This is a genomic window from Thalassobacillus devorans MSP14, assembly GCF_000496835.1.
Lineage (GTDB): Bacteria > Bacillota > Bacilli > Bacillales > Halobacillaceae > Thalassobacillus > Thalassobacillus devorans_B.
Genome location: NZ_KI543237.1, coordinates 857,026 through 871,015, shown reverse-complemented (window position 1 = coordinate 871,015; position 13,990 = coordinate 857,026). Strand labels below are relative to the sequence as shown.

The window sequence follows — 13,990 nt, the reverse complement described above, 5'->3', positions numbered from 1 at the left end:
TTATTAGCCACTTCACAATGTAAAGGTTTAAGCATCCTCCAGGTTACTTAGTTGACTTTCATTCAGTTTTACTATAGAATTATCTCAAATTCGAGATAAATAACAGGAGGCACTAACATGGAATTATCAGGCCTGCATCATGTTTCCATTTTGACCGGAAAAGCTGAAGATAATTACCGATTCTATACAAAGATGTTGGGAATGCGGCTGGTGAAAAAATCTGTCAATCAGGACGATACAACATCGTATCATCTATTCTATGGGGATGCCAAAGGAAACCCGGGTACAGAGTTGACCTTTTTCGATATTCCGATGCTGGGCAGAACCCACCCAGGAGTGTCGAGTATATCGGCGACTTCACTTCGGGTGAGCGACACGGAGGCATTACGATTTTGGAAGCGGAGATTTGAGGAAAAGCGTGTCACCCATGGTGAAATCATCCAGCGTGCAGGGAGAAAAACGCTTGCTTTTGAAGATAATGAAGGTACAAAAGTAATATTAGTAGCGGATAACGGAGAAGCAGGGGTAGAACCTGGTGAGCCGTGGGAAACAGACGAGATACCAAAGCAGTATGGGATTGTGGGGTTGGGACCGGTGACATTGACTGTCGCTGACTTGAAACCGACGGAAAAAGTGTTAACCAGCTTAATGGGCTTTACACATGTGGGTTCTTACCCATCCCTTGTTAGTGGAAATCTTCCGGATATAGAGATCTATGCTACCGGCAAGGGAGGAACGGGAGCTGAGGTACACATTGAAACACGTCCTGACCTGCCAAAAGAACGTCTCGGTCGTGGAGGCGTTCATCACTTAGCCTTTCGTGTGCCGAATGAGAAAGAGTATGATTCCTGGGCAGAGCGCATCAGGCAAGCCCGCGTACCGAATTCTGGAAAAGTAGACCGCCATTATTTTAAAGCGCTATATTTCCGGGAACCGAACGGCATACTATTTGAACTATCTACAGACACACCTGGCTTTGATGTAGATGAACCTATGGAGTCACTGGGGGAAAGATTATCCTTGCCACCATTTTTGGAGACTGACCGTGAAGAAATCGAAGCCAAACTTCGCCCGCTGGATTTATCGTAAATAAAACGTGTTAACCATGTTAACAAATAAGTAGAGGGAACAGCTTTTCAACTAGTTTCCTCTTTTTTTATTTTCACGTTTTTTGCCCCAGAGATAGAGCAGCCACCCTGCAATTGCCATGCCTGATTCAACAAAATGAAGACTTCCGTATCGAATCAGATTCCATAAAAATATTCCGCCAAACACGATCAGCAGCATCTGCCCAATACCCTTCAATAAATAAGTTCCCAAAAACAAAAACCTCCTTGTCTCTTGCTTGTATCTTGTTCTATTTTAAGTGACAAGAAATCACAATGCCATCAATTAAGCGCTTGATAGAATTTATTATTGGGAATACTAAACATAGATAAGGACGGAAGAGGTGATTGTGTTGAAATGGAACAACCAATTGGCGGATAATTTGAAATGGACGGGTGATATTTCGAACAGAGAACAAAAAGAGCTGGTGGCTCTTCGAGTAGCAGAACATGTAAAGGATGGACAGGTTATAGGTGTCGGTTCGGGATCTACTTCCTTTCTTGCTATTCAGGCAATAGCAAGTAAAGGGAAAAAAGAAAATTTGACGGTAACTGCGATTCCTACATCAGTTGAAGTTGCTTTAAGCTGTGCCCGGGCAGGAATTTCGACTACAACCTTAGCACAAGCAAGGCCGGATTGGGGTTTCGACGGCGCGGATGAAGTCGATTCGGAATTTAACCTTATCAAAGGTCGTGGCGGAGCGATGTTTGCAGAAAAGCTGGTAATGGCCAGTTCACCAAAAACGTATATCCTGGTAGATGAAAGCAAATTCGTCAACCGGCTGGGTCATAATTTTCCAGTGCCAGTTGAAATAGATCCACGTGCGATCCACCTTGTTGAAACGAAGCTGCAGGAAATGGATGTTTCCGCAGTAGGGCTCCGGATGGCCAAACATAAAGACGGCCCGGTTATCACAGAAGCTGGTAATCTGATTTTAGAGGTAAGGTTTAATCATATCGGATTGACGACAGAACAAGACTTGAATGCAATACCAGGTGTAATAGAGAACGGTATCTTCTTCAATTATCCAGTAGAAGTTATATCTAATTGATATACCCCCATCAGCGAATGCTGGTGGGGCTTTTGCTGAAATTTTATAAGGGACAAGGAGAACATGGTAAACTATAATTAGCAATGATAAAGGAGTGTGAGAGTTTTGAAGTACGAAGATTCTAAAACGAACGAAAAAGTACATACCGACTTCAGGGAACGTATGACTTACGGCGAATACCTTGACCTTGACCAACTTCTTAACGCCCAAAATCGTTTGTCTGACCACCATGATGAAATGTTGTTTATCATTATCCATCAGGTCAGTGAACTTTGGATGAAGCTGATTCTGCATGAATTACGCGCATCTATAGATGCGATCAGGGGGGATGATCTGCAAAGTGCTTTTAAAATGCTTGCCAGAGTTTCAAAAATCCAAACCCAAATCATCCATGCCTGGGATGTTTTGTCAACGCTTACACCAGCAGAATATATTCAATTCCGTGATCAGCTGGGCCAGGCTTCTGGTTTTCAGTCCTACCAATACCGCATGATTGAGTTTGCTCTTGGTTACAAAACATCACATGTCTTGAAGATTTATGAAAAAAATCCTGAGCTTCACGCTAAATTAACGGAGGCATATGAATCGCCTAGTATTTATGATGCTGCAATCGAAGCCCTTGCAAAGGCAGGACTCGATATTAATCCTGACCTCGTCAATCGTGATTTTACCGAAACGTATCACGGTGATCCTACTGTTGAAGCTGCCTGGACGACTGTTTATGAAAATGTCGAAAAATATTGGGATATCTATCAGCTTGCTGAAAAGCTGGTGGATATCGAAGATTGGCTTCAGCAATGGCGTTTCCGCCATATGAAGACTGTCGAGCGAATTATTGGACATAAAACAGGAACAGGTGGCTCATCCGGTGTCGGTTATTTAAAAAAGGTTCTCGACCATCGTTTTTTTCCAGAATTGTGGGACGTTCGAACGAATTTGTAATAGAAATAGCTATTTTACGCTTTAAACTAAAAAAATTGTCGATTAATATTACAAACATGTTACAATAGGATTACTCACATTAACCACAGAAGGGTAATCTGACCATGAAACAAATGATTATATCCGTAACCATATTGTTGCTCCTGCTTTTAACCGCTTGTTCATTGACATCAGCAACTACGGATGAAAAGGCGAGCGAGCAATCAGGAAGTAATAACAACGCACAACTGAATGTTGAAATAGAGTCTATCATTGAGGAATATGAAGATTACCGGTTAGCCGTACATTTTCCTCAGACATCCAATGCTCAATTGAACCAGATCATATTAGATTATGTGAAGAAAGAGATCGCTAAGTTCAAACAAGAGAGCTACCAATTAAAGCAGGAAGAGGGCAGCGAGAAGCCACATGAGTTCAACATCGACTTTGAGCTTCTCCATACTTCCGGGGGAGTTGTCAGCATTGAATTCAAAGAGTTTGTTGACTATGGAAAGAAGCAGCCGGTAATTGGCACTAATGTTCTTAACTTTGATGTGGCAAAAGGGAAACGTTTGCAATTGGTCCATTTGTTTAAAAAGGATAGCGACTATTTAAGTAAGCTATCGCAATATGTAATAAACCAGTTGCGTACTCATGAGCGTCTAGGCTCGGGATTTGACGAAGAGTGGATGGAACAGGCAATCCTTCCCCAGGAAAAAAGTTTCCGGATGTTTACTTTACACGAGGACGGTATGACATTTTATTACCAGCCCTCGAATAATAAAAAAACAGCACCAGTCTTGAAAGTGACTGTCCCTGAATATCAATTGACCGATATGATGAAAGAAAGGTACATCGAAGTTATGAAACACGACAGCTCCGAACCCCTTTCTGAAAACCTTAGTTCCTCATCCGAGGAGACGCAACGGAGTACAAAGCAGCTAATGGATAAACAGCAGGGTAAGCAAATTGCTTTGACTTTCGATGACGGTCCTCACCCGACAGTGACGAAACAGGTGTTGGAGGAATTAGAGGCATATGGCGGTAAAGCGACTTTTTTCGTACTCGGCAACCGCCTTGCTTATTATCCTGAACTGGTGAAGAAAATCGCTGCTAACGGGCATGAAATCGGAAATCATTCCTGGAATCACCGGGAATTGACCAGACTTGAACCATCTGCAATAGAAGAACAATTACAACGAACTTCAGCTAAGCTGCAGGAATTGACTGGCAAAAAGCCTGGCGTTGTTAAAGCGCCTTATGGACATGTAGATAAAAAAGTCCAACAAGCTGCTGGTGTTCCGATCATTCATAACACCCATGATATAGAAATTTGGCGTCTTACAGATCCGCAAGCTATTATTAACGAAGTGATGGCTCATGCGGAAGATGGAGCGATCATTTCGCTGCAGGAAGCATCGCCGTATGTAAGCAACGTGATCGATCCTTTGTTAAGAAGATTGCATGAAGAAGGTTATCAATTTGTAACGGTCAGCCAGTTAAGAAGCGATGGACAGGCAGATATGGCCGGTAATCCACCTGTGTTGTCTTCGCTCCCATAAAGAAAAACAGCAAGCTCCTGATGAAAGGGGCTTGCTGTTTTTTTTATCATATCACTTTCGGAAAAAATGAAGTGGGGGCAGTTCAAACTGCTGCCTGGTCTTTATATGGGTAAGTGGAATGCCTATTCGTTCCATTTTGAAATATGTCAACCAAATCTTCCACCATCGCACTGGCTGTTGGCAACTTACCAGCCCCTGGACCTATCAGGGTGATAGTCCCTACTATATTACTGGTAATAGCAATGGCATTATCCACTCCGTCAATGTTATAGAGCGGATGGGAAGAGGAGAGTAATAAAGGTGATACTTCAGCTTTTAACTGATCTCCTTCTTTTCCTATGACAGCAATGTGTTTATATTTTTCATTATTCTCTTGTGCAGTTTGAATGGCCGTACTGGTAATGTCCTGGATCCCTGTCTTTTCTACCTTATTCCAAACTGGCTGCTCATTGAAGATCAGCTGACTTAAAATCATCAGCTTGTTGAATGCATCCGTCCCATCGATGTCATTCGCAGGATCTGCTTCTGCATAACCTTTTTCCTTCGCTTCAGCTAAGGCGGTTTCGAAATCAATGGAACGCTCGCTCATGGCTGTCAAAATATAATTGCTGGTACCATTTAAGATCGCTTCTATTTTTTCTACCTGATTGACCTGTAATAACTGCTCAATCGTACGAATCACAGGAGTTCCACCAGCTGTTGTAGCTTCGAAACCTATTTTCACATGGTTTTCTCTAGCTTTTTCGAGCAGGGAATTCGCATGCTTGGCAAACATCATTTTATTTGCCGTGATGACGTGGATGCTTTTTTCCAAGGCATGTGTCAGGTAGGAAAGCGCAGGTTCCTCACCTACAATTGCTTCAAATACTACATCCAGTTCGGGAATCGTGATGATTTTTTCAAAATCTTTTGTCACTACTATATTCTCTGGAAGATCCCTGTATTTAGAAGGATTCTGGACAAGGATAGCAACAATTTCTACTTCCTTCCCCAGAAGGGTACGGAACCTTTCCTGGTGTTCATGAAGAACTTCATGAATTCCTTGCCCGACCGTACCGTAACCAAGCAGTGCGGCTTTTATTTTCGTCATGGTTATCCTCCTTCTTTCTTGCATTTACCGGATTAATCAGCCAATAGGCTATTTATAAATACCTCAGTCTCTTATAAAGTCAGTGCTGCATCTGAATAGTCCGTCGCTTGTCTAAGTGTAACTGCTCGTTCATAAAGATTATCTCCCGATATGGTTTCAAGGTCATTATCAAACGTGACAGCTTTATTCTCTTTTACCCAGATTAATGTTGGAGATAGGTTAGTGATTTCTTTTTTATTGTTGTTAGCCTCAACTGCAGATTCGCAATAGACGATATCTACTTTCGTATCTGACAGGGCATCTTTTTCAGAAATATCTTTGATGATAAACCCCAAACGCTCCAGCTTTTTGACATCCTGTTTGCCACTGTCAGAGAGTTCACCCACCGTAGCGATGACGCGTCTTCTAAGGTCGCCATTATCACGATCCAGAGAGGATCCAAGTACGGTTTGTACCGTGTCTTTGCCTTTGGAAGTCCCCGCCGGGTTTTCTTCTCCTGTAGCAATAGCGATGGCCTGATCCAGCTCAGCAATCAAGTCCTCGGTAGACTCCAATCCGATGGAGAGGCGGATCAATTCTTCTGTTACTCCTGTCTTTTCCAGGTCATCGGCGCTCAGCTGCTGGTGGGTCGTGGATGCTGGATGGATGATCAATGATTTAGCATCCCCTACATTTGCTACATGAGACCATAAATTAATATTATCAATGATCTTACGACCAGCTTCTCTGCCGCCTTTGATGCCAAATACGACGATCGACCCTGCTCCGTGATGCAGATACTTTCTCGCTAAATGATGGGTAGGGTGGCTTTCAAGTCCAGGGTAATTCACCCACTCCACTCCATCATGCTCAGTTAGGTGCCGGGCGACTTCGCGAGCGTTTTCCGTATGCTGTTTAATGCGGAGATGCAGAGTCTCCAGCCCTTGAAGTAAAAGAAAAGCGTTTTGCGGACTGAGGCAGGCTCCGATATCGCGCAAGAGCTGGACACGCAGCTTGATAGCGAAGGCTAATGGACCGACATCGTAAGCATAGCGAAGTCCATTGTAGCTCTCGTCAGGTTCTGTGAAACCAGGGAACTTGCCATTCGTCCAATCGAAGCGTCCGCTATCGACGACTACACCGCCGATCGTCGTTCCATGACCGCCGATCCATTTGGTAGCGGAGTGCACGACAATATCTGCCCCCCAGGTCAATGGTTTACAAATATATGGGGTGGCGAATGTGTTATCAATAATAAGCGGGATGCCATTATCATGAGCCACGTCTGCAACTGCTTCAATGTCCAATACATTCAAGCTGGGGTTACCGATAATTTCAGAGAAAATCGCTTTTGTATTAGGCGTAATAGCCTGTTTGAAATTTTCCGGATCCGTGCTGTCTACAAAGTTGACAGTGATGCCATAACGAGGCAGTGTATGGGTGAATAGATTGTACGTCCCGCCATACAAGTTAGTGGAGGCGACGATTTCATCCCCTGCAGAAGCAATATTCAGAATCGCCAATGTAATTGCAGCCATCCCGGAAGAGGTAGCGACAGCGGCTGCACCATCCTCCAGCAACGCAATCCGCTGTTCGAAAGCATCCACTGTCGGATTCATGATGCGAGAGTAAATATTCCCTGGTTCTGCCAGACCGAACAAATTTTTGGCATGTTCTGTATCACGGAAAACATAGGAAGTAGTTTGATAGATTGGTACCGCACGGGATCCTGTCGTAGGATCAGCTTCCTGACCACCGTGCAGCAGCAAGGTCTCGGGATTATAATGATGGGATGAAAAACTCATGTAAATTCCTCCTTCAAATGAATAGGTTAAGCAATCGGGATGAAGAGAGAGCATTCCATTTAGAACGGTGGGGGATGTGAAAGGGGGTAGAGGGAAATAAGAAAGCCCTCTTCCTAAGAAGAGGGCGTATGTACGTTTCCTCCTCTTATCTTTCAGATCCACAGATCTGTAGGAATTAGCACCTTTTCAAGCAATGCTTGATGGTTGCCGGGCATCATCGGGCCTATTCCCTCCGCCGCTCTCGATAAGAGATTCGATTGTTTAATCCAATATTTATGCTTGCTACGTATTCTAGATGATTATTATTTCAAAGTCAATCACTTTTTTATAATTTGACTCTGCTAATTCTCATTGGTGAATTTCCAGTTAAGCTCCCTGAAGACTCAGTTTCGAGATTTAAGGTAGCGATTATGGCGGCTGGGAAAACGGATCGCTTTCCGTGGGCATGTGGTGAGCTTCCTCAGGCTTCGCCTTGCGGGATCTCACCGCTCATGTTCATCCCACAGGAGTCTCCCCGTTTTCCCCGCTGCCATACGTTTATTTGTGTCTCGAAACTTTATCAGGAATAGCGTGGTTTATAACACAGAAAATACATTCATATTAGCAATGTAATAGGGTTTTCGTCACTAATTAGTGCTGGACTTTCCAAGTACGGTTTCGAGTACCTTATATGACGAGGGGCGTGGGGGAAGGTTGAGACTCCTGCGGGAAAGGATAGACTGGCAAGACCCCGCAGAGCTTTAGCTCGAGGAGGCTTGCCGGCTTCCCCGCGGAAAGCGAATCCTTCCCCAACGCCCCTAAACTCTACCAAACATCTCGAAATCAAGTCTTCCACAATCCGGCCCTTTTGTTGAATAAGACTGTTAATTAACATAACCAATATTTCCACTATGTTTTACAGAAGAGCAAACTGGGAACATAGGTAGCAAGAACAAAGGAAGAGGAGTGTATGAACATGAAACAATATAGTGTAGAACCTAACAAAGACGTGACAGGCTGGTTTGTAAAAATTGAGGACACAGCTCCGACAGATTTATACGATGAAAAATCGGTAGCCATTGAAAAAGCAGAACAGATGGCGCAGGAAAATAAGCCAAGTAAATTATCCATCCAGGATGAAAATAAGGAAGTAATCGAAGAGAGAACCTATTAATATATTTAGCCTCCGCATCGATAAATGTGCGGGGGTTTTTTAATACTTTAAAGGAAAACACTAAGATTCAGCCATAAGAACCTGGCGACAAGACGAGTTTTTCTAATGGCGGAAGTCCTCATTTTCACCTATCCTTAAATAAGATAATGAGTTAATAAAGGCGGGATAGGATGATGAATCAGGCGGACTATGATGTCATTATTGTCGGTGCACGAGCAGCGGGATCAAGTCTTGCGTTTTTGTTAGGAAAACAAGGAAAAAAGGTGCTGCTGATTGATAAAGCATCATTTCCCAGCGATACACTCTCTACCCATCACCTGTCACATCTTGACTACTTAAGGCGATTGGGTGTATTAGAAGATGTAGAAAAGGCTGGACTAAGAAAAATAACAAGAATGCGGACCTACATAAATGACAGTTTGATCGAAGGCCCGCGAACAGCATATACTCTGGCTCCCAGACGGGATTTTCTTGATTATATTCTGATCAAACGTGCATTGGATAATCCGACAGTAGAGTTGCGGGAGCAGACTCGGGCTGCCGGACTCGTGTGGAACTCAGACCGTGTTTTTGGAGTGGAAGTTATGGATGAAAGCGGGAGAAGAGAAAACATTCATGCCCCCATGGTGGTTGGTGCGGATGGGATGCGCTCAAAAATAGCAGAATGGGTGGGTGCAGAAAAGTATAATGAACTGCCAGCCCTTAGACCAGTATTTTACGGCTATTATCAGGGGGTAGAGCCACTGGAGGAGCCTGCGACAGAAATCTTTCTCCAGGAGGGGAGGATCGGGTTTTTGTTTCCGATGGAACATGGGAGAGATTGTCTTGGTTTAGAAATACACCCGGATGAATTCAAAGAATTTGCCGGACAGCCGCAGAAACTATTTGAGCATCATTACAAACAATTCTATCGAATGGATGAAAGAATGAAGCATGCTGCATTGCAGGGACGGATAGTGGGGAGTGCAGGGGTTGAAAACTTTTTCCGGACTCCTTATGGAAAAGGATGGGCACTGATAGGAGATGCAGGTCATAGTAAGGATCCGAGCACAGGTCTTGGCATCAATGACGCCTTCCTGCAGTCATTCCTGTTAGCAGATGCTATCGCAAAGTATTATGATGGAGCCGAATGGGACGATGTGATGGGTGAGTTCCATCAAAATCGGGATCAACAGCTGAAACCATCTTATGAATTGACCCTGGACTACATCCAATCGGTCCGGTCCTGGTCACCGAAGGAAACTGCTTTCATGGATACCATGGCTTCAAACCCGATTGTCTGGAACAAAATCACTCCGCGTCTTCCTGAATTACTGGAATATCACTCGAAAGATATACCGGTCTTATGGCAAGCAGTAAAACAGGAAGCAGAAAGAAATAATCAATAAAACATACGTGAAGGGTCACCCGAATTCTAGAAAGGTGATCCTTCTTTTTTGTCAGAAAATAATGTTAATATAAAGGGAGAGGAATTGTAATTTAGAGGAAGAGGAGGTCGAGGGTACTTGTGGACCAAAGCTTCGGCGTATGAAAAGCTGCAGGAAATCTATACGGATAAAGTCATACAGGAAGAGAAAAGAAGGGTATTCCAGCAGGTTTACAGCCATCTGCTAGCCCATCTGGACGACTTGCAGGCAAGAAATGGATTGAAAGAAGATGTGGTAAAGCAATTGAAGTTATTCAAAGAATATACCTTCATGCCTGGTGACAACCTGTTTCAATCGATGCGCTATGTATTTTTAATAGCGAGGGGAGAGCGGATAGAGGACAGGCAGCTGACCCAGAAACATGTACAAAAAATTTACCGGGCATTATTCAAACCGGCAGGCCTTAAAACTCCACAGATTCCTGATTCATTCTGGGAGACCCCGCTCGGTGTCGCTTGTCTGGTGGCAGAAAAAGGTGTAGAAGCGGTTTACCCCATCCTGGATGAAATTATGGAAGTAGAGCAAACATAAAAAAGCACAGGATATGCTCCTGTGCTTTCGTTATTGGGTTGCATATTCTGCGATTGCCTGTTGGATATCATAGATGCTTTTATCTTTGCGGAATTGTTTCGATATTGGCTCCGAGGTGCTTGAAATCCAAATTTTCAGCTCGGCATCGAGGTCAAATGTACCGGCTGTTTCAACACTGAAATGCGTAATGGATCTATAGGGGATGGAATGGAACTCGATTTTTTTACCTGTCATTCCCTGCTTATCCACCAGAATCATACGTTTATCGGTGAAAATCATCATGTCCCTTAACACTTTATATGCCTTCTCGATTCGTTCATTAGTGGTGATTATTTTCTCGAGTTGTTTTTCGACGTCCTTCATATCAACTTCAGAAGCATTACCCATTAATTCATCCAACAGCCCCATCATTCATTGCCCCTTTCATTAATTAGAAGTTCCTGTTTCCATCATACCATAATCAAAGGCCGGAGGGCACTGCTAAGCGGCCTGATCATACTTGCGCAGTCGTTTCGCTCTGGAGTATGTGTAAATCAAGAGACCGGACCATATGAACAAAAATGAGATCAGGTGAACTTTTGTGAAAGGTTCATTGTATAAAAATACTCCGATAACCAACATGATTGTGGGAGCGATATATTGTAAGAAGCCGACCATCGAAAGGGGTATCCGTTTTGCTCCGCCGGCAAAAAGTAATAGTGGAATAGCAGTAGCGACACCAGCTCCAAAAAGTAACAGCGATGTCATCGATAGCCATTCAATGTCCCCCCAGCTCCCATTAGACAGAGTAACCAGGTAGATAGCAGCGATAGGAGTCATAATCAAAGTTTCAATAGTCAAACCGAACATGGCATTCAAATCGACCGTTTTTTTCAATAGACCGTAGACCCCGAAGCTGAATGCCAATAGTAAGGCAAGCCATGGCACCGAACCGAAATTGATGGTCATATATGCAACTCCTGTTGCAGCCAGTATAAAAGCAATCCACTGCGGTCTCGTGAAGGTTTCCTTGAAGAAGATCATACCAAGTAAAATACTGACCAATGGATTGATATAATAACCCAGGCTGGCTTCTACGACGTGGTCTGTGTTGACCGCCCAAATGTATGTCAGCCAGTTGATGCTAATGGCAATCGAAGCAAACGTAATACCTATAGAGCTTTTCCTATTCTTTAAAGTTCTACGCAACTCTGCTTTGAAAGCAGACCATTTGCGTGAAATCAGGACTACACCTGTCATGAAAACAAACGACCAGACGATCCTGTGCCCAAGGATAGCCAGGGGTGAAACTTCCTGGACAAGCTTCCAGTAGATGGGGAGGAATCCCCATAATACATACGCACCGCCTGTATAGATCATGCCGAGTTTATTTTCATTCATTTACATTCCCCCCCTTGGCTGCTCATTACCTTACCACTATAAGATAATTTAGTGTAGTAAAGCAATAGGTTTTTTTTGTTTGAGGATTACCGGGGAGGATGCTCAAGGTCTTGAAAAAATTCACACATAATTGCTGAAGTGCCTCTCAACTTGTTGAAATTGTTTCTCTTTACTTCAAAACCGCCACTCATAATGTTGACGCTGTCTCTCTTATGTATTCTATGTTTACTATGGGCCAGCAAAACGCCAGCCAGAGTCCTGTACTGCCTTATGGATTCTGGCTGGCTGTTTGCTTACACTGGTTCTGGCGTATCTTTGTCAGGCTGCTCGTTTTCCGGGGCATCCTTGTGCAGGGGTAAACGCTTCAATGGCTGTTTGGCCGGACCTTCCATCACTTCACCTTCGATAGAAAAGCGGGAGCCGTGGCAAGGGCAGTCCCAGCTGTGTTCACCGCTGTTCCATTCGACTTCACAGCCCATATGTGTACAAGTAGTATCAACAAGGTATACCTGCCCATTTTCATCTTTGTAGGCACCAGCACGCTCGCCATGGTACTGAATGACTCCGCCTTCTCCTTTTCTCAGTGCTTCGTGACTGAAGCCGACCCGTTCTGATTTACCTTCCAGAAGGTGACTGGCGACGTTAAGGTTATTAGAGAAGAATTTCTTCAGACTCGGGTCTGCCTGGAAACGGGAGGGGCTGAAAACATCAGCGTAAGGGTTTTTCTTGCCGGTAATCTGATCCCGTAATAGCAAAGCCGCTGCTGTCCCTGAGGACATCCCCCATTTTTTATAGCCGGTCGCCACATAAATATGGTCCTTGTTCTTCGTAATTTGACCAATGTAAGGAACTTTATCCAGAGTAATCAAATCCTGGGCAGACCACTGGTAAAGCTTCTTTTTGATTCCGAACGTCTCTGAGGCGAACTCTTCAAGTGCACGGTAATGGAAGTCGGTATCCACCCCTTCTCCGGTACGGTGACTTTCCCCGCCGATAAGCAGGATTTCTTTCCCTTCGTAAGTGGCTTTCCTGACCGATCGGACAGGCTGGTCCACAGAAAGGTACATTCCACGGGTATATTCCTGCTCAGGTTCGATTGCAACTATATAAGACCGCTCTGCGTGCATGCGTGCAAAATAGAATCCTGTACCATCATAAAAAGGAAAGTGGGAACAGGAAACGATGTCGTCACATGACACGCGATGGCCTTTTTTAGTCACTACAGCTAACTCCGGATCCCGTTCGACATCGACAGCTACCGTATTTTCATAAACCTTCCCGCCGCTTTTAACAAATTCATCTAATAAAAAAGAAAGATACTTCAGCGGATGGAAATGAGACTGGTCTTTCATAAACAATGCTTTTAGCACATCGATGTCAATTGGGATATCATTCGTATATTCGCAAGGAATTCCCAGTTCCTGATAAGCCTGATACTCTTTATCCAGCTTTTTGGTATAGTTGTCAGTAGTAGAATAGATACAGGCATCCTCGGTTTGCAGGTGACAGTCGATTTGATTTTGCTTCACCGTACCTCGGATAAAACGGAGTGCTTCTTCATTAGCCTTATAATAGGCCAAGGCTCCCTCTTTGCCGAAATGCTGAATCAGTTCATGATAAATCAAATCATGCTGGGCAGTTATTTTGGCTGTAGTATGTCCGGTTGTGCCATTCAACACCTCACTGCCCTCCAGCAGAATAACATCACGGCCTTCTTTGGCCAGCAGGTATGCTGTAGTGATACCAGTGATTCCGCCTCCCACAATGACAACTTCAGCAGTGGTATCTTCTTTAAGGCTGTCGAATTTCTTAAATTCGGTATCTTCCCGCCATAAGGGTTCGGGTTGTTCCCATTTTCTCGATTCTTTCATAAGAAATCCTCCTATTGATTTCATTTCTAGTTAGGTTTACCAACTGTTTGTTTTTCATGTGAAAAGGGAGGAGGAGAAATCAAAGAAGTTTATTGTAAACGCTTTCAATGAAA

General features: G+C 43.9%; 13 protein-coding genes and 1 riboswitch. Of the genes, 7 read left to right on the top strand and 6 right to left on the bottom strand.

Annotated elements, in window-relative coordinates:
- Positions 1-117 precede the first annotated feature (117 nt).
- Positions 118-1,089, top strand: coding sequence for a ring-cleaving dioxygenase (locus tag P855_RS0114475; protein ID WP_028784242.1), 972 nt, complete (start codon positions 118-120; stop codon positions 1,087-1,089).
- Positions 1,090-1,140: 51 nt separating this feature from the next.
- Here P855_RS0114475 and P855_RS0114470 read toward each other — a convergent pair whose 3' ends face one another.
- On the bottom strand, positions 1,141-1,320 hold the full coding sequence (locus P855_RS0114470) for a hypothetical protein (protein WP_028784241.1): 180 nt from the start codon (positions 1,318-1,320) through the stop codon (positions 1,141-1,143).
- A gap of 136 nt (positions 1,321-1,456) precedes the next feature.
- Here P855_RS0114470 and rpiA point away from each other — a divergent pair, with 136 nt between their 5' ends.
- The 3 genes from rpiA to P855_RS0114455 all read left to right on the top strand — a co-directional run bounded on the left by rpiA (position 1,457) and on the right by P855_RS0114455 (position 4,641).
- Entirely contained in the window at positions 1,457-2,158 is a 702-nt protein-coding gene (gene rpiA, locus P855_RS0114465) for a ribose 5-phosphate isomerase A (protein ID WP_235062653.1), read from the top strand.
- 105 nt (positions 2,159-2,263) lie between these two features.
- On the top strand, positions 2,264-3,100 hold the full coding sequence (gene kynA, locus P855_RS0114460; protein WP_028784239.1) for a tryptophan 2,3-dioxygenase: 837 nt from the start codon (positions 2,264-2,266) through the stop codon (positions 3,098-3,100).
- Between the two features lie 104 nt (positions 3,101-3,204).
- Positions 3,205-4,641 carry a polysaccharide deacetylase family protein gene (locus tag P855_RS0114455; RefSeq protein ID WP_028784238.1) on the top strand — a complete coding sequence of 479 codons (1,437 nt, stop codon included), beginning with the start codon at positions 3,205-3,207 and terminating at the stop codon, positions 4,639-4,641.
- Positions 4,642-4,723: 82 nt separating this feature from the next.
- Here P855_RS0114455 and P855_RS21085 read toward each other — a convergent pair whose 3' ends face one another.
- The gene (locus tag P855_RS21085; protein ID WP_051353242.1) at positions 4,724-5,731 is read right to left on the bottom strand and encodes a homoserine dehydrogenase; all 1,008 of its coding nucleotides are present in this window, start codon (positions 5,729-5,731) and stop codon (positions 4,724-4,726) included.
- A 71-nt stretch (positions 5,732-5,802) separates the two neighbouring features.
- Positions 5,803-7,515: an O-acetylhomoserine aminocarboxypropyltransferase/cysteine synthase family protein gene (locus tag P855_RS0114445; RefSeq protein ID WP_028784237.1), complete on the bottom strand. Its 1,713-nt coding sequence runs from the start codon at positions 7,513-7,515 to the stop codon at positions 5,803-5,805.
- 142 nt (positions 7,516-7,657) lie between these two features.
- Positions 7,658-7,766: riboswitch (SAM riboswitch) on the bottom strand.
- Between the two features lie 704 nt (positions 7,767-8,470).
- Here P855_RS0114445 and P855_RS0114435 point away from each other — a divergent pair.
- The 3 genes from P855_RS0114435 (at position 8,471) to P855_RS0114425 (ending at position 10,626) form a co-directional block, all read left to right on the top strand.
- Positions 8,471-8,668, top strand: coding sequence for a DUF2188 domain-containing protein (locus tag P855_RS0114435; RefSeq protein ID WP_028784235.1), 198 nt, complete (start codon positions 8,471-8,473; stop codon positions 8,666-8,668).
- Between the two features lie 170 nt (positions 8,669-8,838).
- The gene (locus tag P855_RS0114430) at positions 8,839-10,056 is read left to right on the top strand and encodes an NAD(P)/FAD-dependent oxidoreductase (protein ID WP_028784234.1); all 1,218 of its coding nucleotides are present in this window, start codon (positions 8,839-8,841) and stop codon (positions 10,054-10,056) included.
- A gap of 117 nt (positions 10,057-10,173) precedes the next feature.
- Positions 10,174-10,626 (top strand): hypothetical protein, encoded by a 453-nt coding sequence (locus tag P855_RS0114425; RefSeq protein ID WP_028784233.1) that lies wholly within the window; start codon positions 10,174-10,176, stop codon positions 10,624-10,626.
- A 30-nt stretch (positions 10,627-10,656) separates the two neighbouring features.
- Here the strand turns inward: P855_RS0114425 and P855_RS0114420 are convergent, their stop codons facing one another.
- The 3 genes from P855_RS0114420 to P855_RS21080 all read right to left on the bottom strand — a co-directional run bounded on the left by P855_RS0114420 (position 10,657) and on the right by P855_RS21080 (position 13,877).
- The gene (locus P855_RS0114420) at positions 10,657-11,034 is read right to left on the bottom strand and encodes a PH domain-containing protein (protein WP_028784232.1); all 378 of its coding nucleotides are present in this window, start codon (positions 11,032-11,034) and stop codon (positions 10,657-10,659) included.
- Between the two features lie 72 nt (positions 11,035-11,106).
- Complete coding sequence (gene rarD, locus P855_RS0114415; RefSeq protein WP_028784231.1) at positions 11,107-12,006, bottom strand: EamA family transporter RarD; 900 nt, start codon at positions 12,004-12,006, stop codon at positions 11,107-11,109.
- A 293-nt stretch (positions 12,007-12,299) separates the two neighbouring features.
- Positions 12,300-13,877 carry an FAD-dependent oxidoreductase gene (locus tag P855_RS21080; protein ID WP_051353241.1) on the bottom strand — a complete coding sequence of 526 codons (1,578 nt, stop codon included), beginning with the start codon at positions 13,875-13,877 and terminating at the stop codon, positions 12,300-12,302.
- Positions 13,878-13,990 lie beyond the last annotated feature (113 nt).

Excerpts from the sequence above, each read along its gene's own strand:
- P855_RS0114475 (WP_028784242.1), top strand. The coding sequence starts at position 118 with ATGGAATTATCAGGCCTGCATCATGTTTCCATTTTGACCGGAAAAGCT.
- P855_RS0114455 (WP_028784238.1), top strand. The coding sequence starts at position 3,205 with ATGAAACAAATGATTATATCCGTAACCATATTGTTGCTCCTGCTTTTA.
- P855_RS21085 (WP_051353242.1), bottom strand. The coding sequence starts at position 5,731 with ATGACGAAAATAAAAGCCGCACTGCTTGGTTACGGTACGGTCGGGCAA.
- P855_RS0114445 (WP_028784237.1), bottom strand. The coding sequence starts at position 7,515 with ATGAGTTTTTCATCCCATCATTATAATCCCGAGACCTTGCTGCTGCAC.
- P855_RS0114435 (WP_028784235.1), top strand. The coding sequence starts at position 8,471 with ATGAAACAATATAGTGTAGAACCTAACAAAGACGTGACAGGCTGGTTT.
- P855_RS0114430 (WP_028784234.1), top strand. The coding sequence starts at position 8,839 with ATGATGAATCAGGCGGACTATGATGTCATTATTGTCGGTGCACGAGCA.
- P855_RS0114420 (WP_028784232.1), bottom strand. The coding sequence starts at position 11,034 with ATGGGGCTGTTGGATGAATTAATGGGTAATGCTTCTGAAGTTGATATG.
- rarD (WP_028784231.1), bottom strand. The coding sequence starts at position 12,006 with ATGAATGAAAATAAACTCGGCATGATCTATACAGGCGGTGCGTATGTA.
- P855_RS21080 (WP_051353241.1), bottom strand. The coding sequence starts at position 13,877 with ATGAAAGAATCGAGAAAATGGGAACAACCCGAACCCTTATGGCGGGAA.